Source organism: Chthonomonas sp., from assembly GCF_035294505.1.
Lineage (GTDB): Bacteria > Armatimonadota > Chthonomonadetes > Chthonomonadales > Chthonomonadaceae > Chthonomonas.
Window position 1 is genome coordinate 51,041 of record NZ_DATGKU010000182.1, and the last position, 22,951, is coordinate 73,991.

Sequence of the window (22,951 nt, forward strand, 5' to 3'; positions counted from 1 at the left end):
GGCACGCTCCTAGTTCGTATGCTTTTCTTCCCTAAATTGTACCGATTTCCAGGCGGCAAACAAGGGCTTTAGCTTGTTTCTTTGATATTTGCCGGTAGAGGTAACCGGAAAAGTCTCGCCGAAGACCACCACTTTGGGGCATTTTTCAAAGGGCAGGCGCTTTCTACAGGCGGCTAGGATGGCCTCTTCGGTAAGATCGCTGCCCTCTTCACGCTGCACATAGGCCCCAATCTCTTCCCCATAATAGTCGTTCTCGAAGCCTACGGCCATGGCAGCACGCACCCCCGGAATCGCGTTAAGAACCTCATCTATGTCGAAGGGAGAGTAGTTCACCCCACCACGGATGATCAGCTCTTTGATACGGCCGGTGATAAAGAAGTAGGGATTACCATCTTGACCCACAAGATAAAACCCTTCATCGCCCGAGCGGAACCACCCATGTGCAAAGGTATCGCGATTGGCCTCTGGGCGGGCATAATAGCAGCGCATCACGTTATGCCCACGAATGACGATCTCTCCCCGCTCACCGGGCGGCAGAGGGTTGCCGTTGGCGTCGTGAATGGCCATCTCATTTACCGGAAGCGGGCAGCCAATGGAAGGGAAGCCACATTCGCTGAGCCAGTAACGACGTGTGGGTTCGTCCAGAGAGATGGGTAAAAAGCAGGAGTAGCAGGTCGTTTCGGAAAGGCCGTAACCATGAATGAGCGGGATGCGAAACTGGCTTTCAAAGCGACGCGCCAGTTCGGTGGTGAGAGGGCCGGCCCCACAAAGGATGTGGCGGAAGCGAGACAGATCGTATTGGCTCATATCGTCGTTACGCTCACAGAGAAAGGCCAGTACGGTAGGCACCACGCTGCTCCAGGTACATCCCTCTGTTTCGACCGTTTTCCAGAAGGACTGCGCGTAAAACCGGCGGTTTAACACGACGCTGCCGCCGGAATAGAGTGGCGTGAGAAGGGTCACTACGGTTCCGTTTACATGATGGATAGGAAGGACGTTGATGGCCCGATCGTTAGGGCCGAAGCGGTTCCACTCGGCGATGCTGCAGGCATCCGCAAGAAGATTGGCGTGGTCGAGAATAACGCCCTTTGGGGGGCCGGTGGTGCCTGAAGTGTAGACGATCAGCGCCTCCGTATCGGGGCATAGGCTGGGTAGAGAGGGAGATGTTGCATAGTTGTTGAGAAGTTGTTCAAAGTACGGTATGCCATTACGGCCGTGGCTGCTGCCGGTTGCGATGAGGGCATGAGAGACGGCATTCGATGGCAACAACTGTTGTGCCCGAGAGAGTTGATCGTCAAAGGCGAAGACCGCTTTCACTTTGGCATTTGAGAGGATATAGCCAAGTTGTTCGTCCTCTGAACCTATGTTGAGCGGAACGACTGTAGCTCCGAGAAGCCAAGCGCCGAAATAGAGGAACACGGTACGGGGATCGTTGGCCATAAGGGTTGCGACGCGATGTCCCTCGGTAACACCTAGGCTCTGTAAAAGGGAAGCGACCTGCGATGCGCGTTGCAGGAACTCGGCATAGGTATAGGAGACAACCGGTCCGCTCTCATCATAGAAGGTCAAGTAGCGCTCGGCTGCATGCTCGTGTGCCCGCGTCTGAAGGAGCTGGCCGACGCTATCAAAAGGCGTGTAGCGCTGCTCCCAAGGTCGATTTGATAGGCAGCGGGCGTGATAGATAAGGGGTCGCGTTTCGGGAAAGACGCTTTCTTCCTCTAGCTGCATAACCCATTCTCCTCGCTTTCGTTTGCCTCGTTGCACCCGAAAGCTGTTATAAGTATCTTCATCTTTAGAAACGCGATTCCTGCTCGATTTGTTATCTTTTTAATAGCGGCAAGGAAAGGGTATGTGATTTCTAGCCATTATTCCCCGAAAACGGGTGTTTCTTATAAAGTAAGGATAGCAGTTCTCCGTCAGAGGGGGTTTCGTAGGAAGTAGCACGGTCGTCGTGCTTTGCTGGTTGGCTCTGGAGCCGTGAAGGAATTGACTTAAGATTTCTCGCCTTCGGCTCGAAATGACAGCCGCCTTCGGCTCGAAAGAACAGGCGTATCCCCGGCTCTTCAAGCCCCCACCCCCACTCCCCTCACCCAATTTGGGAGAGGGGAGACCAGTAAGTTCATTGGCAGTCCCTTATGATAACCTTCCCTGCGGAAACCAACCTTGACCGCCCCCTTTCTCCCGAATCGGGGGAAAGGCCGGGATAGGGGGCGAGTGAGATAGGCTTGCTTTGCAGAACTGCCTCTAGAGCCGTGAAGGAATTGACTTAAGATTTCTCGCCTACGGCTCGAAATGACAACCGCCTACGGCTCGAAATGACAAGCGTCTATCTCACGAGAAATGACAGGTGACTTCATCTCTGCAAGACCGACACCCTCCCCTACAGGGGGAGGGGCACCTCGCGGTGGGCGTCCTAGCGGACGGCGCCTTTGCTGCCTGTTTTATTCCCTTCATCGGCTATCTCTCTGGCCGATGCTTCGCCGTCTGCAAGACGGAAAGGTCGGGATAGGGGGCGAACAAGACAAGCACGCTTTGCAGAACTGTTTCTAGAGCCGCGAGATTGGCAGCCCTTATCCCTCGCCTTTTTAGAAAGCGGAGTTAACCCGAATCTACTTGCTTTCTAGGGGCACGCACGGTTGCACACCAAGGCGCCGCAAGAGCCAAACCATAGGGCACCAGTTTGTAAAGGCCGATTGGAACAGATTAAGCCCCACAAAAGCCGTGAAGGCGTAAAACCAGGGACTTACCCAGTAGCCCAACGCAACACTCAGCGTTACGAAGGCACCTGCGATGAGGCGAAGCCAGCGTTCAACGGTCATCTTAACGTTCCTCCTTCTGTGTTAGAGTGAGTGGACTTCGGTAGCGGGAGCGGTTACCACCGTCCCCCCTGCAGAATCGAGATCGGGCCGACCGAAGGGAGCAAATCGGTCTAAATCCCGACTGCGGCGGCGCACCAGGTAATAGAGCACAGGCACCGCCAAGCGCGAGAGAAGTGTCGAGGCGATCTCACCGGCCATGAGAGAGATGGCCAGCCCTTGAAAGATCGGATCGAAGAGAATGACAAACGAGCCGACAATTACCGCCGCTGCGGTGAGAAGCATCGGGCGAAAACGTGTGGCGCCGGCCTCAATGACAGCCTCTTCTAAGGGAAAGCCCTGACGTAGGCGCAACTCGATGAAGTCCACCAGAATAATCGAGTTGCGCACGATGATGCCGGCACCCGCGATGAAACCGATCATGGAGGTGGCCGTGAAGAACGCCCCGAGCAATGCGTGGGCCGGCAAGATGCCTACAAGCGTAAGGGGGATCGGCGCCATGATGACAAAAGGCGTGATGAAAGACCGGAACCACCCCACGATCAGAATGTAGATGAGAATCAGAACGACGGCAAATGCAAGTCCCAGATCGCGAAAGACCTCATAGGTTATCTGCCACTCACCGTCCCACTTCATAGAAAGACGGTTCGTGTTGTTCGGCTGTCGAATGCTGAGTATGTTGAGATGCGTACCATCCGGCATTCGCAATTGCGATAACTTTTTGTTCATCGCCAAAATGGCATAGACCGGGCTTTCCAGCCGTCCGGTGACATCGCCTGTTACGTAGACCACCGGCAGTAAGTTTTTATGGTAGATCGACTCGTCTGGGGGTACCTCTATCGTTCGCACCAACTCGCTCAGCGGCACGCTGCGCCCATCCTGGGTGGGGACATAGAGATTTTGTAGGCGGTTCAGACCGCTGCGATCCCCACGAGGTAGTTGTAGCCAAATGGGCACATCCTCGCGTGCTTCTGGATCGTGGGCCAACCCTATCGCCTCTCCGTGTAAGGCCATCGTCAGTTCGTTGACGGCCGTCTGCACGTCCACATGGGCTAACGCGGCCTTCTGTCGGTCTACCATCATCTGATAGGTTGGTTGTGCGTCGTCGTGGTACCAGTCTACGTCGGTAACATCCGGAGTCTGTTCAAAGACCCGTTTCACCTCTCGCGCCACAGCTGTCCGCTCGGCATCGGTGGGGCCGTAGACCTCGGCGACCAAGGTTTCGAGTACCGGCGGGCCGGGCGGAACTTCGGCGACCTTCAGCCGCACTCCCCAGGCTTTTGCAATGCGGGCTAATTCGGGGCGAATGGGCTTTACAATATCGTGGCTTTGTAGCTTTCGGTGCTGTTTATCCACGAGGTTCACCTGGATGTCGGCCTGATAGGCCGCGTTTCTCAGATAGTAATGCCGTACAAGGCCGTTGAAGTTGTAGGGGCTGGCGGTGCCCACATACAGTTCGTAGTTGGCCACCTCCGGCACGGTGGCGATATAGTCGGCTAATGCCTTGGTGGCCGCCGTTGTCTGCTCCAAAGTGGTGCCGTTCGGCATATCTACGATCAATTGAAATTCGTTCTTGTTGTCGAAAGGCAACATCTTTACCACCACCAACTTCAGAGCGATAAGCGACATCGCGCCGAGTAACAGGAAGACCACGCCCCCGAAGAAGAGCCGACGGGCTTTTGGCGAATGGATTAGCGGCTTCATCACGCGCCGATAAAGCCGAGTTGTCCAATCGTCCGGCGACTTTTTCTGGTGGTCGCTTGGTGGGGTGGTGGGTTGGGTGCGCTGATGGTGTCTGCCGAGAATGATATTGGTAGCCCATGGCGTAACGATAAAGGCCACAGCAAGAGAGAATAACATGGCGGCAGAGGCCCCTACCGGAATGGGGCGCATATAGGGGCCCATCAGCCCGCGAACAAAAGCCATCGGCAAAATAGCTGCGATAACGGCGAACGTAGCGAGAATGGTGGGGTTACCAACCTCGTCTACCGCGCGAATCGCCACATCTCTTAGGGAGAAGGGCTTTCCCTGCTCCATGCGAAAGTGCCGAACCATGTTTTCGACAACCACAATGGCATCATCCACAAGAATCCCGATTGAGAAGATCAGGGCAAACAGGGTGATGCGGTTTAGGGTATAGCCGTAGAGATAGAAAATGAACAGGGTGAGGGCGAGCGTTACCGGAATGGCAACACCCACGATCAGCGACTCGCGCCACCCCAAAGCCAACGCTATCAACAGCATAACCGAAACCACGGCGATCAGCATGTGAAAAAGCAGTTCCATCGCCTTCTCGTTGGCCGTAGCGCCGTAGTCGCGCGTAACCGTGATGTGCACGTCGGATGGCAGGATGACCCCTTTCAGGGTGTCTACTTTATTCATGACCCGCCGTACCACATCTACCGCGTTGGTGCCCGGCAGCTTCGATATGGCCAGTGTAACGGCCTCTTGAAGCGATGTGGTTTTCTTACCGGTCGCCGGCCCATAGCCGAAAAAGACATAGTTTTGTGGCTCCGAAGGCCCTTCGACCACTTGAGCCACATCGCGCACAAAGATGGGGTGCCCGCCAACACTACGCACTACCACGTTCTGCACATCTTCGGCATTGCGAAGAAAGTCGCCCGTTCGCAACAGTATTTGGGTGTTATTCTTATCAAACGACCCTGATTGCTGTTGGGCGTTAGCTCCCTCAAGTGCATTGGCTACATCGAGAGGAGTCAGGCCGTAGGCCGCCAATCGCGCGGGCTTCAGAATAACCCTTACCTGACGCGGCTCTCCACCGATGATATCTACATTAGAGACGTCGGGCACCTGTTTAATGGCATCCCGAAGCCGCTCGGCGAGCTGGCGAAGCGTGTAGTAGTTGTAGTTTGCACCGTGAAGCGTCAGCGCTAAAATGGGCACGTCATCAATGGAGCGCATCTTCAGAATGGGCTTTGACGCACCCGGAGGCAGCCTATCGTAATATGGCTGCAATTTTTCCTCCAAGCGCACGAGGCTCTGCTCTGGGTCTTCTCCCACATAGAAACGCACAATGATCAAGGACTGCCCTGGGCTTGAGGTGGAGTAGATATATTCGACGCCCGGCACATCGTGAATCACCCGTTCCAGGGGGTTTGTTATCCGTTGCTCCACCTCTTTCGCCGTGGCTCCGGGCATCTGAACCATGACATCTATCATGGGAACATGAATTTGCGGTTCCTCCTCTCTGGGCGTGCGAACCACAGCGAGGAGGCCTAAAAGCAACGATGCCAGAATAATGAGTGGAGTTAGTTTGGAAGAGACGAAAGCCGCGGCTAACCTGCCGGCAAACCCTAGGCGCGAATGAGCCGATCCGTCTGGATGATGCGGCATATGTCCCCCTTTTGGCTCGCCCGAAACCTCGTGGATATGTTCGGTATGATGGTCGGCCATTTGGTCTATCTACCCTCCTCTGCAGGTCTTATCTGCAAACCATCCTGTAGCTTTGGGGATGAAGCATCGGCGACGATGCGCTCTCCCGGATTAAGCCCCGAAAGCACCTCGAGGCTCTTTCCGTAAGACTGCCCTAGCGTCACCAACCGCAGATGGAGCACGTTCTGGGGGTCAACAACATAGACGTAGTGAAGTCCTTCTCGCTCCATAACGGCTTCGGCCGGTACAAGCATACGCCGTTCCGTGCCGACAGGGAGTTTCACACGGCCAAACATTCCCGAACGAACACTCCTATCTGCAGGCAGCAGCACCTTCACGGTAAAGGTATGGCTGTTCGGGTCACCCTGCGGCGCGATCTCGGTCACAATGCCCATGAGGTGCCTGTTTCCTAAGGCATCTATCTGAACCTCGAGGGGCTTTCCTACGGTGACGGCGGGTAAGGCGCTTTCCGGCACGGTCAACTCTAAGCGATCCTGTGTGCCCTCCTCACGAAGAACGGGAACGCCGGGCATAGCCATCGTGCCAACATCCGCTAGCTTTTGGGTGATCACGCCATCGAAAGGCGCACGTAGAACCGCATAGCTGCGCGTGATACGGGCGAGCTGGAGCGCCACGCGGCTCTGTTGTAAGGCGGCAAAAGCGTTTTGCGTCTGTTCGTGCCTCACCTGCGCTTTCGCTGCGGCCGCTTCGGCTTCGCGAAGGCCGGCTTCCGCCCGACGTATGGCAGCCTGTGCCTGGCGTACCGCCTCCGCCGCCGCCTGCTTTTCTTCGGAACGGCTTCCCTCGTTCACGAGGCTCTGTTGTTGCAGAGCGCTCTCATATTGTGCCTTGGCGACCTCATAGCGGCTTTGGTAAGTATCGTACTGCTGGGCCGAGATAGCCCCTTCGTTATAAAGCTCTGCCATGCGATGGAGATCTCGTTCGGCAAGAACGAGTTGGGCTTTCGCTTGCGTCACTGCGAGAGCAGCTTGGGCACGCTCCTGCTTGCGTGGGCCGGTATCCACCAACTGTTGCTTTGCTTTAGCCGCTGCTAGGGCGGCTTGGGCTTCGCGTAACTGGGCTTGTGCCGCCGCAATTTGAGCGTTGTCTACCTTGCCTTCCATCTGTTCGGCCATCTGCGCCCCTCGATAAGCCGCCTCGGCAGCGAGAACACCGGCTTCTGCTTGAGCGATACTCGCATCGAGATCGCGGGTATCCAAAACCGCCAACACCTCTCCCGCCGTCACATGACTTCCTTCATGTACAAGCAAGGAGAGAATGCGTGCTGTTATCTTGGGCGCAATATCCGTCTGAACAACCGGGCTTACGTTACCGGTTACCTCTATGGTTTGTGGCAAAGTGGTTAGGGCGACCGTCTCTACGGGGACGGTAAGCGCCGCCGTGTTGCTTGCGGGGTGGCTTTGTGAGTCGGCTGCCTCTGCGGAGGAGCTATGTCCATGCCAAAAGACCATGCCCACCAACCCGATGAGCAGAAGCAGGCCAACCAAAACGATTTTGTGTCGTTTGCCCAGCGTTCCGATTCGCTGCCATGCGGTCATGGTCTGTAAACCTCGATGTCTGATAAGTTGATATATATCTATATTCATATGTAATGCCTCCAAAAACTACGCTATCCTATCTCCAGGGCGAGGGATGGATGAGCACCTACAAGCCGTTTGGGCTAGGTGCATGGAACATCTACTTTTTATGATGGCGGATGCAATCGAGCAAGAGCAGAACGCTTGGATCGGCGATCCGATAGTAGACGTTCGTGCCCTCACGGCGTGCGCTGAGAATGCCTTGGTCTTTGAGGATTCGCAGTTGCTGGCTTACCACGGCCTGCTCTGCCTCTGCGGCCTCCACGATTTGGCTTACGTTGCGCTCTCCGCCGGCGTGTTGAAGATAGTCGAGAATGCGAAGACGCAGCGGATGGGCGGCATTTCGGATGATAGGCGCCACACGTTGAAGCGTCTCCAGGTCTATGAGTTGGTCTTTCGTTTCTGTTGTTGCCATGCCGCTTCCCTTATATAGATGCTAGCTATATAGCTATACGCCTATGTTTTGGCGATGGTTCCACACTTACGCCAACTCCTCTTATGGGCGCGACTCTGCCAAGGCGGCCGTGATCGTCTGTTCCATGTTCCAGGCATGCCCTTCGTTATAGGCGGCCTCAAACCGATCCTCTCCCAAGAGCGCACGCGCTTGTGCAAGCCAGCCTTCGCCTTGCTCGGTTAGCTCGTAGGGCGACACTTTCACCTTTGTATCCTCCAGAATGCGATGCGCCCCGCCGATCAGGCGCGCTGCACAAATTGCGAAAGTAACCCTCTGTTCCTTTGAGTAGCCCTCATGTTGTGCCTGCCAAGCCCTATAGACCCCATAGGCCCGGAGGGTGTAGGCGATCTCGTCTACATCTTTGTGTTCTCTGGCCACGGTGAGGGCCTCGTCTAAGTAGTCGCGGGCTGTTTTCTCTTGATGGTTCAATAGAGCGAGTAGCGATAGCTTTCTTAGCGGTGCGGAGATGGCTATGGGGAAATGGTATTGGCGCCCCCATTCCACGAGTTGCTGGAACATCTGATAGGCCTGTTCATAGTTCCTTTCTCGAAGGGCTAGGGTGGCAAGGCCGAAGTTTGCAAGCACGCTATGGGGGAGAAAGGGTATATCGTCGGGAGTAGGATAGAGCTGAAGAACCTCCTCGAAGTATTGCTTGGCCTTTTCATACTCGCCCTGATAGTAGGCTAGGCGTCCGAGCTGGGCCAGAGTGGTCGCTTCTTTCCAGGGCTCGCCCATGTTACGACCGATGGCGAGGGCTTCCTCCTCCAAAGCGAGCGCTTTGGCATATTCGCCCTGCTCTTGGTAAACATGGGCTAGGGCGTTCAAATAGAGCGGCAGATTGCCCACATAACCGTGTGTTCGAGCGAGCGCAAGAGCCTCTTCAAAGAGCGAACGAGCACGCTCAAACTGACTCTTTTGTTGTAGTAGAACCTGACCAAGACAGAAGAGATCGTAAGAAAGGCTTATTTCATCGTCCAATTCACGATGCAGAGCGATGGCTTGTTCGATATACTCTTGCGCCCTTTCAAAGTCGCCAAGATTATAGGGGACTGTGGAAAGCTCGGTGAGCATAATGGCCTCTTTGATCCGATCTCCTATGGAACGGAAATGGGCATATGCCGATTTGAAATGGGCTTCGGCGGCAGGATAGTCTTTCTGTAAAAAGGCGAAATAACCCTTAAAGCGATGGGCAAAACCCTGTAGCTCCTCGTGATGAAGGTGTTCGGCCAGTTCCCATAGCTTTTCCGTATAGGCTTGACTCTGTTCGAGGTCTCCGAGCCGATAGCGCAAAAACGCGGCCAATATCAGCCCTTTACCATGGAGATAGTCTTCAGCAGAATAGCTCTCTAACGCGGCCTCACACCAGGCAAGCCCCTCTCGGAGAGGGCCTTTCAGAAGCCAGAAATCGCTTAGGGCAACGCACAGACGCAGACAGGCTTCCCAATCGTGTTGGCGTCTGTACCAGGTATAGGACTCCTCTATGTTTGCCCATTCCTCTGTTAGCCGCTCGGTCCAATAGGCTCCTTCGTTACTTAAAAGTTCGGCGCGGGCGGCGTTGACAATGTCCATGTAGTAGTGCGCGTGCGCCCGGCGAACTCGGCTTTCAAACTCCGGCCCTCGTTCCCGAAGTTTCTCCACAGCATACTCTCGAACCGTTTCCAGCAGTCCATAGCGCACTTCCCCCTTACGCTGCCGCATCGTACAGAGCGACTTCTCGACCAAACCTTCTAATGGCTCAAGCACCTCCCAAGCCTCTAGTCCGAGGGCTTCCTCTCCTATATGCTCTAGCGCCTCTAAGCTCCATCCTCCGCGAAATGCACCTAAACTGCAAAACAGCTCCTGTTCGCGATGGGATAGCAGTTCGTAGCTCCAGTCTAAAGTAGCGCTCAAGGTTCTATGGCGGCTCAGCTCGCTGCGCATGCCCCCTCGCAAAATTCGTAGACGTTCATCCAGGCGATGGGCAAGCTCCGGTAAAGAGATCACGCGTAAACGGCTGGCCGCCAACTCCAACGCCAGCGGAATGCCGTCGAGCTTATGGCAGACTTCCACCAAAGCCTTTAGGTTTTCGCCATCTACTCGGAACTCGGGTAGCACGTTTTGTGCACGTTCCACGAAGAGCGCCAAAGCCTCATAGTGCGCAACTTCCGCCAGACTTAAGCTCTCGTTCGCCGACGGCAGGCTCAACGGCAACACGGGGTAGACGCGCTCGCCTATAACGTGCAAGCGCTCACGACTGCTTGTCAGTATCTTTATCTCCCCACATTCGCGGAGGATTCGATTCACCAATCTCCCTACAGCCTCTAGGAGATGCTCGCAGTTATCTAGAACCAGTAGCAGCGCCTTGTTGCGCAGATAGCGCAGAAGGACTTCCTCCATTGGCTCCGTTGATGTTTCGCGCAGCCCAAGCACACTCCCTATTTGAGAAGCCACTCCGTTTCCTTCTTGTACCGAGGCCAGCTCTACCCACCAGACCCCGGCGGGAAAGTGCTCAAGCATCTCTGCTGCCACCTGAAGGCTTAATCGGCTTTTTCCGCTGCCACCCACTCCCACCAAGCTCACAAGGCGTCCTCTTTCAAGCAGGTTGCGGATCTCCTCGATCTCGCGCCCTCGTCCGATGAAACTGCTTAGTTGAAACGGCAGATTGTTGGGGTAAAAGCCTCCGGCAAGAGAGCGCAAGGGGGGAAAGTCTCGTTCCAACTCCGGATGAATCAGCTGGTAGATATGCTCTGGTGCTTTCAGGTCGCGTAGCCGATGCCAGCCGAGATCGAGCAGATCGGATTCGGGCGGCAGGTGACCTTCCACAAGAATTTTGGTAGCCTCCGAAAGAATGAGCTGCCCGCCATGTGCCACTTCCACAAGCCGGCTCGTTTTGTTAAGAGGCGGCCCCAAATAGTCCTCCTCTTGTTGCATGGCGGTGCCACTGTGTAGCGCAACACGCACCCGTAGGAGGCCGGTTTCAGGAGGCCATTCTTGGGTGGGGAGGGCTTTCAAAAAATCGAAGGCGGCATGTACCGCCTCAGTGGCCGAGGTAAAAGCGGCGAACCCCCCATCGCCCATCATTTTGAAGAGATGCCCCTCATGTTTCGAAATGACATTTTGGAGGAGCGCATTGTGAAGGGCGAGAGCCGTCTGCATCGCCTCGGGGGCGCTCTCCCACAGTTTGGTGCTGCTCTCAATGTCAGTACACAAAAATGTCAGTGTGTGAGACGGAACTTGCATCATCCATCCTCTGCCGTTTTGTCGAGGAAGAGGCTTAGGATACAACCGAACAGACTCTTTGATTTAATATACCTCTTCAGCTTATCAAAGCGAATTTCTACAAGAGGTCACAAGGTTAGCCTCTAGATTTCTACCCATATGCCGCCGCGTTCATCGGAGTTTTGGCAGGCCGTGATGATTCGCTGTGCCGCCAAGCCATCTTCGAATGTAGGAGAGAGCGGTGAGGGAGGCTGCCCCTCTTCATGGCGCGCGACATTCGACACGAAGTCGAAGAGGCTGTGAATATGAAACTGTATCCAGCCTACACTGTTTTTGGTAACACCTAAGGCATAGGGTTTGGGATAGCGCGAGACACATTCAATGCGCTGAAAGCCACGCTTTCCCCCCAAAGCCTCTTCCGGCAGCGTGGCATCGTAGATATCGAGCCAGTTGGGTTCCATCAAATTAAAGCGCAAGGCGCCACGACTTCCATGAAGCTCCAGGCGAATCTCATCCTGCGCCCCGGTTGCCAAACGCGAGGCCTCCAAGCTTCCATAAGCGCCTCCTGCCAACTGAGCCTGCACGAGCGCGATATCGTCCACATCCACTTTGCGCATCTGCCCGCTTCTTACATCCAACCGCTCGGTAATCACCGTTTGCAGACGGGCGCTAACCCGTTGAAACTCTCCGGCACGCCCTACTGGAAGCGGAGGCCCTGCCAAGAATCGCACGAGGTCGAAAATATGCGCCCCTAAGTCGGCGACGGCACCTCCGCCGCTTCGTGCCTTATCCATGCGCCAGGTATAAGGGCGCTGGGGAGAGATATAACCCGCATGGAGATAAGCCACGCGGAAACCGAACAGGTCTCCTAAGAACCCCGATTCGGCGAGCTGTCGCGCCCGTAGAATCGCCGGCACAAAGCGATAGTTGAAGGTCATCTGTTGTACGGTGGGAACGGTGCGTGCTAAGGCGACGATCTCCTCGGCCTCCTCTTTTGTGAGCGCCAGCGGCTTGTCACAATAGATGTGTTTGCCCGCCTTCAGGGCATCACGTAAAATAGGGTAGTGGAGATCATTGGGGGCACAGATATTGATGATCTGAATATCCTTGCGTTCCAACAGGGCCTGGTAATCGCGTGTCGCAAACAGAAAACCGGTCTGCTCTTGTGCCTTTTTCCCGCTCTCCTCGGTGGCCGTGCAAACCCCCACCAAACGCAACCTAGCCGGTAACGGATCGTAAAAGAGGGGTAACGATAGATAGGCATGAGCATGCACTTTCCCAATGAACCCATAGCCCACCATCCCAACACCGTAGGTTCGCATCTTGCCCTTCCTCGTACGCTGGCGAGTTTCTGCAGGAATTCTACCACGTTGTTATGAAATAAAACGAGGAACCGATGCCCAAGAATGCGACGATGATACATCACTCATGGGACCTAACGCCTCAAGAGGCTATTCAACTACAGAAAAAGTTAGCCAAAGAAATCCGTGTGGAACCTTTAGACGTCGAGAAGGTTAAGCTGGTGGCCGGCTGCGACATCTCTTTTGCTGCCCATGCCTCCACAGATACACCGGTTTTTGCCGGCGTTGTGGTACTTGAACTGCCCCAACTTACCCTGAAGGAGCGGGTAGGGGTTCGCACCATCTCTCCGTTTCCCTATATCCCCGGCCTTCTCTCTTTTCGGGAATCGCCTCCTCTCCTCGAAGCCTGGGAGCGGCTCTCTACCCGTCCCGATGTTCTCATTGCGGATGGGCAAGGCCTCGCCCATCCACGCCGATTTGGAATCGCGTGCCATCTTGGGCTACTATTGGATGTGCCGAGTATCGGGGTGGCCAAAAGCCTGCTTGTAGGGCATCATGATGCGGTTCCAAACCAGGTTGGTGCTTGGCAACCGATTGTGGATCGGGGTGAGATGGTGGGGGCGGCGCTTCGTCTGCAACAAAACGTGGCTCCGATCTATGTCTCGGTAGGGCATCGGGCAGACCTAACGAGCGCCATTCAACTGATTCTTCAATGCAGAGGTTCTACCCGTTTGCCTGAACCCACTCGGCAAGCGCATCTCTATGTGAATGCCCTTCGTCGGGGCGAGATACCGTTGGTCTGAACTTCTTATCCCCGGTCGCTTTACTCATTCGAGTAGGGAGACAGGAGTGGAGGAGAGAGGGAATTTAAGTTTAGAGGAGGCTTTCGCGGCGCTGCGGCAACTTATAGAAGACAAGCGCTCTGAGATTTATCGGCAGATACGATGGTTGAGTAATATTGGATACTATCGTCAGCTATAGAGGTATGCGGCTTATGCCGAGCAGATCAAAAGCTATGCAGAGAAGATGGCCGAACACGGAGGGAGGAATCTGTTTGTTTGCACAGCAGGGCGAAACATCTGCGGGCTGTGCCTATTTGAGAGATCAATGCGGGAATGGATGAACGAAGTTCCATGAGGCCCTCTCTCGAACTGGTGCTTGGGCCCGCCGGCGCCGGCAAGACGCTATATGCTCTAAGGCTTTATCAGCGCAAGCCGGCCCGCACGCTTCTCATCACGGCGACCCAAGTGCAGGCAGAGCGCGCCCTGACGCTTTTAGGGGAGGAGGCATTGCCGAACACGGTGATGTCTCTGCAGGAGTTCATCGGGCGTCTGGTGGAGGGTGGCGGCGTCGAGGTGGTGGGGCGCTCGTTTCAGCGCCTGCTCCTACAGGACATCATCGAAAGGTGGCTCTATCCGGACGATTATCTCAACCCCATGCGTTTTTATGAGGGGTTTCTTGCCGCCTTGCTTGAACAGATTCGGGAGTGGAAGCTTTCGGGGCTTTCACCGCAAAACATTCAAGAGATCGGGCCGATGGCCGTAGAGGCGACGGGAAATCCCCGCGAGACAGATAAACTTCTCGAGCTTGCAAGGCTCTACGGTGCCTACGAGAGGTTTTTGCTGCAACATCACCGACAGGATGCCGAGGGCATGTTGCTGCTGGCAAGGAAGCGCTTGCAGTTGGGGCATGTGCGTTGGTTAGCAGATTTCGATACCCTCATCTTAGATGGCTTTTATTTCCTCTATCCGGCTCAAAGCGCCCTGCTGATGACGCTGGCGGAGTGCTTTCCACAAATGCGGTTTGTGGTAACCCTGCTCTACGACCCCAAGCGACCTCTGCTCTTTGCCCCCGCGGAGCCGACTATCCGGCGATTAAAAGCCGACTTTCTGTGTCGTGAGACGCTGCTTAGCTCCCCTCAGGCCCCGATGACGATTGCGGATGTGTTAAGTCAACGTCTTTTTCATGATTCGCGCTTTGAGCCTTTGGAAAGTGCGAATCTGGAGCCTGTTCTCCTGTTCGACGCCCCCGATGTCTATATGGAGGCGGAGATGGTGGCGCGTACCTTTCAAAGTCTACACGAAACTGGAGAGTATCGGTGGAGCGATTTTGCTGTGGTGGTGCGCAACGCCCAGGCCTACGCTCCGACTCTTTTCTCGGTTTTTGAGCGTTATGGCGTTCCGATAGGCACCTATGCCGGCGAGGCGGTTGCCGAAAATCCACTGATACGTGTTCTCGTCGCCTTTCTCGATCTGGTGCGACACGACTGGCCGCATGATGCCGTGCTGGCCTTTTTCAAGTCCTCTTACACCCAAACGCCCCGTGAAGAGGTGGAGCGACTAAGGTTGCTTGCTCATGAGAGAGGGATAAGGCGAGGGAGAGAAGAGTGGGAAGCTTTGCTGCCGGCTCTCGCGCCTTCATCGGCATCCGCCCGACTGCTTGAGGCGATGTTGAATCGGACGGAGCGGTTACAACAGGCACAGAGCGTTCAGGATATGGCCGAGGAGATTGAGCTTCTGTTTGAGGAGTTCGGTTTTGCAGAGGCCATTGCACTCGGCGAGCCTTCGCGGCAAAAACGCGATCAGGAGGCTTACCGTTTGGCCATAGAGACCCTTTACTCTATGGCCGATATGATGCGGCTTACCGAACGAGAACGAATGCCTTTTGGCGATTTTGTCGAGAGACTCATCACCGCATGGCGTAATAGCCCTATTGTGGTGGGCTTGGGAGAAGATCAGGTCTGGATTTCTGAACCTTACGATGTTCATCAAAGACGGCCTCGTGTCGTAGCGGTAATGGGGCTTCTAGAACGCCTATTTCCGCGCCGCCTTACCGAAGACCCTTTTTTGCCGGATGCCGTGCGCTATCGGTTGTATGAACAAACAGGTCTTTATTTAGCACCACGTGAGGCACGTGTGAACGAAGAGCGCTTGTTGTTCTATTTAGCGGTAACAGCCCCTGCAGAGCGGCTTATTCTCTCCTATCCGCGAAGCAGTGGCGAGGCGGACACCCTTCCCTCTTTCTACCTGGATGAGGTGAGGGAGGCGCTGGCTACCAACCCGGAGTTGTTGCGTGTGGTATCGCGCCGTTTGACCGATGTAGCTCCGCGCTCGGAGGACACCGGTTCATGGCGTGACCGCCTTCTGAACCTTTGCCTACCCCTGTTCGACCCCGCCGTAACAGAGGAGCAGAGGGCCGAGATACGCGAAATGGTGAATCGGTTATGTGTCGAGCATACATCGGCGCGCGAGCTTTTGCGCGCTGTTGCCGAAGCGCGGTTTCTGCCCCCGCTACCACGTGTAGAGGAAGAGACAACACGAGCATGGATGCGCGAGCAGACGAAACGTTGTTCGATCGCCGAGCTAGAAGTCTATGCCCGTTGTCCCTTTCGTTACTTCCTGCAGTACCGTTTGCAGTTGCGGGTAAGCATCCAAGCCAGCTTCGCTTTACTGCAGGAGAGGCTGCTCCATGATGTGCTATACCGTGCCTTCTCCGAGTTGTCGGCCACGGATGGGCAGGCGATTCAAGAGGTGTTGGAGAGAGCGTTGGAGACCGAACTTCAAAATCTCGTAGCCGACATTTCGCCGCACCGCAAACGCCTCTTGCGACAAGGTCTAATACGTATCTTAGAAACCATTGCAGAGAAGGAGCAGTTTTATAGCCGATGTTTGCCCTTGCGTCCGCTCCATTTTCATCTGGCATTCGGTGTGTCGCAGGCGAATTCGGCAGTGTACGATTCAAGCTCTTTATCCCGGCCACTGGTTATTCCAAACCCACAAGGTGGCGAGCCGATTGAGCTTTATGGGGTTGTGGATCGAGTAGACAGAGATGCCGATGGAGAGGTCGTTTTCCTGATGGACTATACAACGGCACAGCCCCCGTCTTGGCCAGAGATCACCGGCGGTAAAGCCCTTCGACTGCCTCTGATGATGCTGGCCCTGGAGCGTCTCTTTGGGATGCAGGTTGGAGGTCTGTGCATAGATTCTGCCACCCAAAAGGCGCGTGCCCGCCTCTTTCGTACAAGCAGGGTAGCGTTTCGGCGATTCAAGCTGATCCCAGAGCGCGAGAAGGGAGACCAGGTGCAACCGTTAAACGACGAACAGTATGAAGCCATGCTGCAAGCGGCCGTTGCAGCGGCAATTCGCCATGTGAACTCCATGCGGCAGGGCTATGTAGCGGCGACGCCAGGAGCACACTGCCGTTTTTGCCCCTATTCTGACATCTGCCGCACGACGCCTCAAGGCCATGACGGCGAGCCGTTATACCGCATGGATGTGGTGCCGAGATCGAGTGTTGGCTCAACAAGGGAAAAGGACACGGCACAAGAAACCGGTGGGGGCGGAGCCTAGTTTTAAGCTCCAGCCACACGCGTCCGAGAGAGCTTTGCAGATGGTGAGGCCTAGTCCGTTACCGCCTGTAGCCGTGTTTCGGGAGCTATCGGGCCGGTAGAAGGGTTCAGTCAGACGCTCCAACTCGCTTGGGGCGAGAGGGGTGCACTCATTAAAAATCTCCAGTTCGGCGCCTTGAGCGGCGGGTTTCAGGGTAATTCGCACCTGGCCGCCTTCTTTCGCATATTTTATCGCATTTTCCACCAAGTTTCGCACTAGCATCTCGGCGTGGTTGGTAGGGGCAATGATCTCAAGAAACGGTGGAAGCTCCGAGTGGATTTGAAGATGACGTTTGCCCGCCAAAGCGGCATAATGGGCAAGTTGACGTTCACAGATTTCCACAAGGTCAATAGCCTCGCCGGAGGGGGTAGGGGCCATCTCGATGCGGTTTAATAGCAGGAGATCGCGCACCAGCGCCGTGAGGCGCCGTGTTTGAGTGAGCGCCTCTTCCACGTAGACGCGATATTCTGTCTCGCTGCGTGGACGCTGAAGGGCTAGTTCCAGATGGCCGGAAAGCGCTTGGAGAGGCGTTCGCAATTCATGAGAGACGGCAGCATAGAAACGCCCGCGAGCTGCCGCCGATTCGGCCAGGCGGTCGAGTAGGCCGTTAAGTGTGGCCACAAGCTCGACGATCTCGACGTCTTTTGAGGGGGCTGTGAGATGGACGCGCATACGCTCTACCGATGCCGAACGGGCTTGTCCCGCCAACCGACCAATGGGCGAAAGCGTACGGCCCACCAAAAGCCACGCGCCACCGGTTACAGCGAGGAAGATAAAGAGGCTCAATACAATTAAGGTTAGCGCTAAACGTTCTTGGGAGCGCTCGTGCTTAAGCCAGGGCAGCCCGATGACGATGGTATCGGAGCCAAAGCGAAACGACGTTCCTCGCCAATCATCCCGATCTCCCCAGGGCCAAACCGGCATTTGCGAGGTGGAGGTCCAAACAAGTTTGCCGTGCGAATTCAGCATTTGCAAGGCGATATTCTCTTCTGTCAGGTCACGCTCCTGTTCGGTAAGCTCGTAGAGGGTGGTCTCGTTGGGCTGTAGGTGAGCTAGCTCGTGCTGTACCTTTTTCGCTGCCGTTTGTAGGAGAATGTCGGCACTGCGTTCCATGGCGATACGTGAGTAGCGAATGAGAACGTAGCAGGCGATGAGCAAAAGAATGGCGGTGGCCGCGGAAAACACGAGGGTCATGCGCCATCGCATCGAGTTAAAAAGCATGAGTTAGCCCTCCAGACGGTAGCCCACACCACGTACCGTGTGAATAAGTGGGCGGGCGAAGCCGCGATCAATCTTACTTCGCAAGTAACTTATATACACATCCAGTACATTGTCATTGCCTTCAAAGTCGTACTGCCAAACATGTTCCAGAATCATCAAGCGTGTTACCACGCGCCCTGCATTCCGCATGAGATATTCCAAGAGGGCGAACTCCGTCATAGAAAGATGGATGGTTTTTCCCTGACGGCAGACTTTTCGGGTGGCCGGGTCTAGAGTGAGATCGGCGACACGAAGCACCGGTGGACTGGAGGTGCCACGACGCAGAAGGGCACGGACTCGCGCCAACAGTTCCCCGATTTGGCAGGGCTTCACGATGTAGTCATCGGCGCCGCTATCGAGGCCTTCAATTTTGTCTTCTAGCGTGTCGCGCGCGGTGATGATGAGGATGGGGGTGGTAACGGAGGCCGCACGCAACTCCTTACACAGAGTGAAGCCATCTTTGCGAGGCAGCATTACGTCGAGGAGGATGAGATCGAAGGCGATGTTGACGGCCAAGCGAAGTGCGGTCTCTCCATCCTCCACAACCTGTGTGGTGTAGCCGGCTTCGTTAAGCGCTTGCTGTAGAAAGCGGGCGACGCTCTTATCGTCTTCTACGATCAGGATATTCATCGGCGTGGTCTTGCGCGTTTTGTGCTAGAGGTTTTATACCCTTCTTTATGACATCTTTTCTTCAATTCTCGTGGAGAATGCGAAGGACGGCACGCCCGTTTACATTCTGCAGCGGCAGGTAGACTTCTCGCGTTTGTGGGTTTACCGCTATACTATGGGCACGGTATGCTAGATAGGCTAGACCCAGCTTGTGAAGCGTGGTGCCTTCCACCTGGAAAACAGCGAGCACACCGCTTTCGCTTGCCACGTAAAGGCGACGAAGCGATGGGTCGAACGCAAGAACATCTGGGTCTTGGCCTACAGAGAAAACCGATGGCAGGAAACGCTTGGTCTTCAAAGAGAAGACAGCAAGTTTTGCGTTGCCTTCGCAAGCCACAAAGGCCAGCATTTGGTCCGGAGCGATGAGTAGGCTGTGATCGTGTTCGCAGGAGCGCGGAATAGGATAGCGAGCAACGATCGTGTCGGTGTCTGGGTCTATCGCAACAAGCTGGTTCAATGTCTGCACGTTCACATAGACTCGATGGTCAATCGGGTTGTATTGGCTGTTTCCTGCCTCTCCGCCGAGCGGGATGGTCTTCAAACGGCGATTCGTCTGTGTGTCTATAACGGTTTCGGTACGCCCGAATTCGTCGGATACATAGAGCTTTTTCGTTAACGGATCGTAGGCCATGCCGTCCGGATAGTCTCCGGCCGGAATGCGGGCAAGAATACGTAGAGAGCTTTCGTCTATGGCTGCCACCCTATTTTCACCGGTGGCTGAAGCGTAAATGCGTTTGATAGAGGGGACAACGAGGACGCCGTGAACAGAGGGCAGATTGGGAATGACTGCAACCACCTTGCGCTTTTGCGTGTTAAAAACCACGACACTATCCGCCCCTAAGTGTGCGATGAAAAGCAGGTGATGGTTGGGGTCGAGGCTCTCATAATCGAAACGGCTTGTTCCTCCGGGCAGAGGGATGTCGGCAACGAATGTGAGCGGCAGTCTGGATGGGGTGGGAGTGCAGTTGCCTGCAAGGCCGGCTGCAGCTAGCCACAAGGCAAGGTGAAAGCAGGTTCTTAGAAATTTTCTCACGGAAGAAGCTCCTCCTCAGCGTTTTAAGCGAGCATATCGTCACATTGCGGCGCGCTATCCGTTTTAATTACAAGGTGTTGTAAATAAGCGCCCTCGATGAGGTCGCTTTTGGCACACGGTGTTATGGTACAGACTTCAGATCGAAATACGGAGAGGAAGACGCACCGGTGCCCTAGAGAACGCTAATGTAGTCGTGTTGTTGGATACTTCTTAGGGCAGGTCGGCCGAAAGGTCGAAGAGGTGAAGGAAAATGAGAAACAGATATTACTTTATGGCTATGATCACGCTGTTGCTCGCTACGGGGATCACGATGTTGGGTCGTGCCGCGCAAGCGCAAGATGATGACCAAGGTTATCGCATCCGAGAAAACGGCTCAAGCGCTTTTACTCCTTCTACTCCCCCTGAGGCTTCGCCGTCTCCTTCCGAACAGGGTGAGGCTGGGGCTGTGCGCCTTGCGCGCTTCTCTTATGTGGAAGGCAACGTAACGTGGCGTCCTGGCCCCTCTACCGACTGGAGTTACGCCTCGGTGAATCTGCCCATGAGGCAGGGGGCACAGGTATGGGTAACGGATGGAGGCCGTGCAGAGATTCAGTTTGATGATGGCAGCCTATTAAGGTTAGGAGGAGGCGCTCTCGCGACACTACAGACCCTCTACAGCGATTCACAAGGGGAGTTTACCCAGATCGTTTTAACCAACGGGCTGGCAACCATGGTAACGCGCCACGCCTACTCTATCTACCAAATAGACACCCCGGACGCCTCGGTTAAAGTCAACGAAAAGGCACGTGTTCGCGTTGGGGTTGGAGACGGTGTGGAGGTTTGTGTGCAAGAGGGACGCGCAGTTTTAGACGGGGAGCAAGGCGAGGCGGAACTGCGTGCAGGGGACTACGTTTTTTTGCAAAGCATAGATAGCCCGTACAATGTTCGCCTAGCTCCTCCTGAAGATGAGTGGGATCTTTGGAACGATCATCGTGATCGAGTGATGTTGTACGGTGCGCATCACCTACCTCCTAACATCGGCCTGGTGGCCGGCGATTTAGACAACTACGGCGATTGGCGCTATACGCCCAATTACGGTTATGTTTGGTGCCCTCACGTCGAGCGCGCGGACTGGCGTCCCTACTGCGACGGGCACTGGGTGTGGGTTGTGCCTTTTGGCTGGACATGGGTTTCTGACGAGCCGTGGGGATGGGCGCCCTATCACTACGGCACGTGGGTTTATGAGTCGTTCGGTTGGGCATGGGTGCCCGGCCCGGCATGTCAATATTGGCAGCCGGCTGTGGTAGACTTCAGCGTCTGTGAAGACCGCGTGATCTGGGCACCGCTCGCACCTGAGGAGGTACGCTATCCAAGCACGCTAACCATCGCGTTTGCCCATGGCGATTGGTTTACCTACTTCTCCATCGCACAGGCAGCCGTCTACTATCCGGTGGCCTCCTCCTATTGTGCGCCACGACCTTTCGATACGGCCTATGTGAATCAGGTAACCTATGTCAACAATGTAACGAATATAACGAATATCAATGAAGCTCCTCCGGGGGTACCCCTGACAGCTTTTCAGCGGTTCCAGCAGACGACGGAGTACTATGCAGCGACGCATCTGAATCGGGGCAGTGTGCTCTTTATTCCGCGCAACGCGCGTCGAGCGCCAGGGGCTACCTACGCCACGCTCGCCGCATTCCGCGAGGCAAGTGCCTATCGCCCGCTGCCACCTTCTGAGGCCGATCTCTTCACCAGAGGCCGAGCACCGGAGGCCGACCAAAGCGTAGAACCGATTGCTGGCCCGCCGAGTTTGTTGCCTACACCGCTCTCTTTTACCCCCGTGCGCTCGCGCATGCCACTTGTCACACCGCCGGCGGCATTGCAGACACGGGCGGTATTTCATGCTCCGAACCCCTCGATGCGAGGGCGCGTTGCCACCGAGCCGGCGTCGCCCACAGCCTCTTCGCGCGTTTTGCCACCTCCCATTCGTGCGCGTGGTGGCAACTCTGATCTGTCGGAGTTCTCTCCCTCACGTTCCAGGGACTTCGTTGCGCGGACGCCTAGCCCAACAGAAAACAGACCGGCAGTGCCGCGTACGCTAACGCCGTCTACGGTGGGGCCATCGTACCCATCCTATCTCACGAATCGGCGAGCACCGGATCGCATAGGTCATCCTGAGACAACGGAGAATGGGGCGGCCAATGCAGCCGCTTTGGCCCGGCGTGAGCTAGGCTTTACACCAGGCAGACCGATTCAAAGCGGCCAGCAGCAGCCTTTCCTGCCTTCAGAACGTCGCGACCGGCCCGGCGTGGGGAGGTTCCCAAACAGGCCGCTCTACGAGCCGAATAGCCCGAATACGCCCGCGCCGCGCTTTACTCCCACTCCGCAGTGGCCTGGAAACCCGCCCCAACAACCCATCGGGCGTGGCGCACCTCCGCGTACGGTTCCTTATACTCCCGCACCGTTCCACGATGATCGGGGTGTGCCCGCATATACACCGCATCCGGTGCAGCCGGCGTGGAACCCACCCTCTATGCCACCACGACGCGAGGCCCCTTATGTGCCGCCGCCTGCACCACAGCCTCCTGTCTACCATGCGTCGCCGCCTCCACCTCAACCCGCGCCACAGCCTCCTGTCTATCATGCGCCTCCTCCTCCACCTCAACCCGCGCCACATGTTGCGCCGAGCAGCCCTAGTGGCGGGGAAAACCATGGGAGCAGTGGCTCCGGCACATCGAGAGATCGCCCAAAGCGCTAGCTCGGAGATGAGGTACCGACGCAGGAAGCAGCAGAGAATGTGCTACACTAAACATAACAACCCTCCCACCGGAACGATGGGAGGGTAAGACAAGGAGGTAA

The 22,951-nt window shown here is 55.7% G+C and carries 13 protein-coding genes; 3 read left to right on the forward strand and 10 right to left on the reverse strand.

Annotated features, from left to right (window positions below; genetic code table 11):
* Positions 1 to 9: 9 nt before the first annotated feature.
* The 7 genes from VKV18_RS11185 to VKV18_RS11215 all read right to left on the reverse strand — a co-directional run bounded on the left by VKV18_RS11185 (position 10) and on the right by VKV18_RS11215 (position 12,781).
* Positions 10 to 1,728, reverse strand: a complete 1,719-nt coding sequence (locus tag VKV18_RS11185) for a class I adenylate-forming enzyme family protein (protein WP_324204287.1) — start codon at positions 1,726 to 1,728, stop codon at positions 10 to 12.
* Between the two features lie 881 nt (positions 1,729 to 2,609).
* The gene (locus VKV18_RS11190) at positions 2,610 to 2,819 is read right to left on the reverse strand and encodes a DUF2892 domain-containing protein (protein WP_324204288.1); all 210 of its coding nucleotides are present in this window, start codon (positions 2,817 to 2,819) and stop codon (positions 2,610 to 2,612) included.
* A 21-nt stretch (positions 2,820 to 2,840) separates the two neighbouring features.
* Positions 2,841 to 6,230: an efflux RND transporter permease subunit gene (locus VKV18_RS11195; RefSeq protein ID WP_324204289.1), complete on the reverse strand. Its 3,390-nt coding sequence runs from the start codon at positions 6,228 to 6,230 to the stop codon at positions 2,841 to 2,843.
* 5 nt (positions 6,231 to 6,235) lie between these two features.
* Complete coding sequence (locus VKV18_RS11200; RefSeq protein ID WP_324204290.1) at positions 6,236 to 7,816, reverse strand: efflux RND transporter periplasmic adaptor subunit; 1,581 nt, start codon at positions 7,814 to 7,816, stop codon at positions 6,236 to 6,238.
* A gap of 91 nt (positions 7,817 to 7,907) precedes the next feature.
* Positions 7,908 to 8,222 (reverse strand): metalloregulator ArsR/SmtB family transcription factor, encoded by a 315-nt coding sequence (locus tag VKV18_RS11205; protein WP_324204291.1) that lies wholly within the window; start codon positions 8,220 to 8,222, stop codon positions 7,908 to 7,910.
* An 81-nt stretch (positions 8,223 to 8,303) separates the two neighbouring features.
* The gene (locus VKV18_RS11210) at positions 8,304 to 11,483 is read right to left on the reverse strand and encodes a tetratricopeptide repeat protein (RefSeq protein ID WP_324204292.1); all 3,180 of its coding nucleotides are present in this window, start codon (positions 11,481 to 11,483) and stop codon (positions 8,304 to 8,306) included.
* Positions 11,484 to 11,602: 119 nt separating this feature from the next.
* The gene (locus VKV18_RS11215) at positions 11,603 to 12,781 is read right to left on the reverse strand and encodes a Gfo/Idh/MocA family oxidoreductase (protein ID WP_324204293.1); all 1,179 of its coding nucleotides are present in this window, start codon (positions 12,779 to 12,781) and stop codon (positions 11,603 to 11,605) included.
* A 74-nt stretch (positions 12,782 to 12,855) separates the two neighbouring features.
* Between VKV18_RS11215 and nfi the strand changes: the two genes are divergently transcribed.
* Together nfi and VKV18_RS11225 are read left to right on the forward strand one after the other, a co-directional pair.
* The gene (nfi, locus tag VKV18_RS11220) at positions 12,856 to 13,563 is read left to right on the forward strand and encodes a deoxyribonuclease V (protein ID WP_324204294.1); all 708 of its coding nucleotides are present in this window, start codon (positions 12,856 to 12,858) and stop codon (positions 13,561 to 13,563) included.
* Positions 13,564 to 13,875: 312 nt separating this feature from the next.
* Positions 13,876 to 17,109 (forward strand): PD-(D/E)XK nuclease family protein, encoded by a 3,234-nt coding sequence (locus VKV18_RS11225; RefSeq protein ID WP_324204295.1) that lies wholly within the window; start codon positions 13,876 to 13,878, stop codon positions 17,107 to 17,109.
* Here VKV18_RS11225 and VKV18_RS11230 read toward each other — a convergent pair.
* From VKV18_RS11230 to VKV18_RS11240, 3 genes are all read right to left on the reverse strand, one after another.
* Positions 17,059 to 18,369: an ATP-binding protein gene (locus VKV18_RS11230; protein WP_324204296.1), complete on the reverse strand. Its 1,311-nt coding sequence runs from the start codon at positions 18,367 to 18,369 to the stop codon at positions 17,059 to 17,061. The two genes, VKV18_RS11225 and VKV18_RS11230, sit on opposite strands and share 51 nt — an antisense overlap.
* Before the next feature lie 3 nt (positions 18,370 to 18,372).
* Entirely contained in the window at positions 18,373 to 19,038 is a 666-nt protein-coding gene (locus VKV18_RS11235; RefSeq protein ID WP_324204297.1) for a response regulator transcription factor, read from the reverse strand.
* 61 nt (positions 19,039 to 19,099) lie between these two features.
* The gene (locus VKV18_RS11240; RefSeq protein ID WP_324204298.1) at positions 19,100 to 20,110 is read right to left on the reverse strand and encodes a YncE family protein; all 1,011 of its coding nucleotides are present in this window, start codon (positions 20,108 to 20,110) and stop codon (positions 19,100 to 19,102) included.
* A gap of 250 nt (positions 20,111 to 20,360) precedes the next feature.
* Here VKV18_RS11240 and VKV18_RS11245 point away from each other — a divergent pair, with 250 nt between their 5' ends.
* Positions 20,361 to 22,850: a DUF6600 domain-containing protein gene (locus tag VKV18_RS11245; protein ID WP_324204299.1), complete on the forward strand. Its 2,490-nt coding sequence runs from the start codon at positions 20,361 to 20,363 to the stop codon at positions 22,848 to 22,850.
* Positions 22,851 to 22,951 lie beyond the last annotated feature (101 nt).

Excerpts from the sequence above, each read along its gene's own strand:
- VKV18_RS11225 (WP_324204295.1), top strand. The coding sequence starts at position 13,876 with ATGGATGAACGAAGTTCCATGAGGCCCTCTCTCGAACTGGTGCTTGGG.
- VKV18_RS11205 (WP_324204291.1), bottom strand. The coding sequence starts at position 8,222 with ATGGCAACAACAGAAACGAAAGACCAACTCATAGACCTGGAGACGCTT.
- VKV18_RS11235 (WP_324204297.1), bottom strand. The coding sequence starts at position 19,038 with ATGAATATCCTGATCGTAGAAGACGATAAGAGCGTCGCCCGCTTTCTA.
- VKV18_RS11185 (WP_324204287.1), bottom strand. The coding sequence starts at position 1,728 with ATGCAGCTAGAGGAAGAAAGCGTCTTTCCCGAAACGCGACCCCTTATC.
- VKV18_RS11210 (WP_324204292.1), bottom strand. The coding sequence starts at position 11,483 with ATGATGCAAGTTCCGTCTCACACACTGACATTTTTGTGTACTGACATT.
- VKV18_RS11230 (WP_324204296.1), bottom strand. The coding sequence starts at position 18,369 with ATGCTTTTTAACTCGATGCGATGGCGCATGACCCTCGTGTTTTCCGCG.
- VKV18_RS11190 (WP_324204288.1), bottom strand. The coding sequence starts at position 2,819 with ATGACCGTTGAACGCTGGCTTCGCCTCATCGCAGGTGCCTTCGTAACG.
- nfi (WP_324204294.1), top strand. The coding sequence starts at position 12,856 with ATGCCCAAGAATGCGACGATGATACATCACTCATGGGACCTAACGCCT.
- VKV18_RS11195 (WP_324204289.1), bottom strand. The coding sequence starts at position 6,230 with ATGGCCGACCATCATACCGAACATATCCACGAGGTTTCGGGCGAGCCA.
- VKV18_RS11200 (WP_324204290.1), bottom strand. The coding sequence starts at position 7,816 with ATGAATATAGATATATATCAACTTATCAGACATCGAGGTTTACAGACC.
- VKV18_RS11215 (WP_324204293.1), bottom strand. The coding sequence starts at position 12,781 with ATGCGAACCTACGGTGTTGGGATGGTGGGCTATGGGTTCATTGGGAAA.
- VKV18_RS11245 (WP_324204299.1), top strand. The coding sequence starts at position 20,361 with ATGAGAAACAGATATTACTTTATGGCTATGATCACGCTGTTGCTCGCT.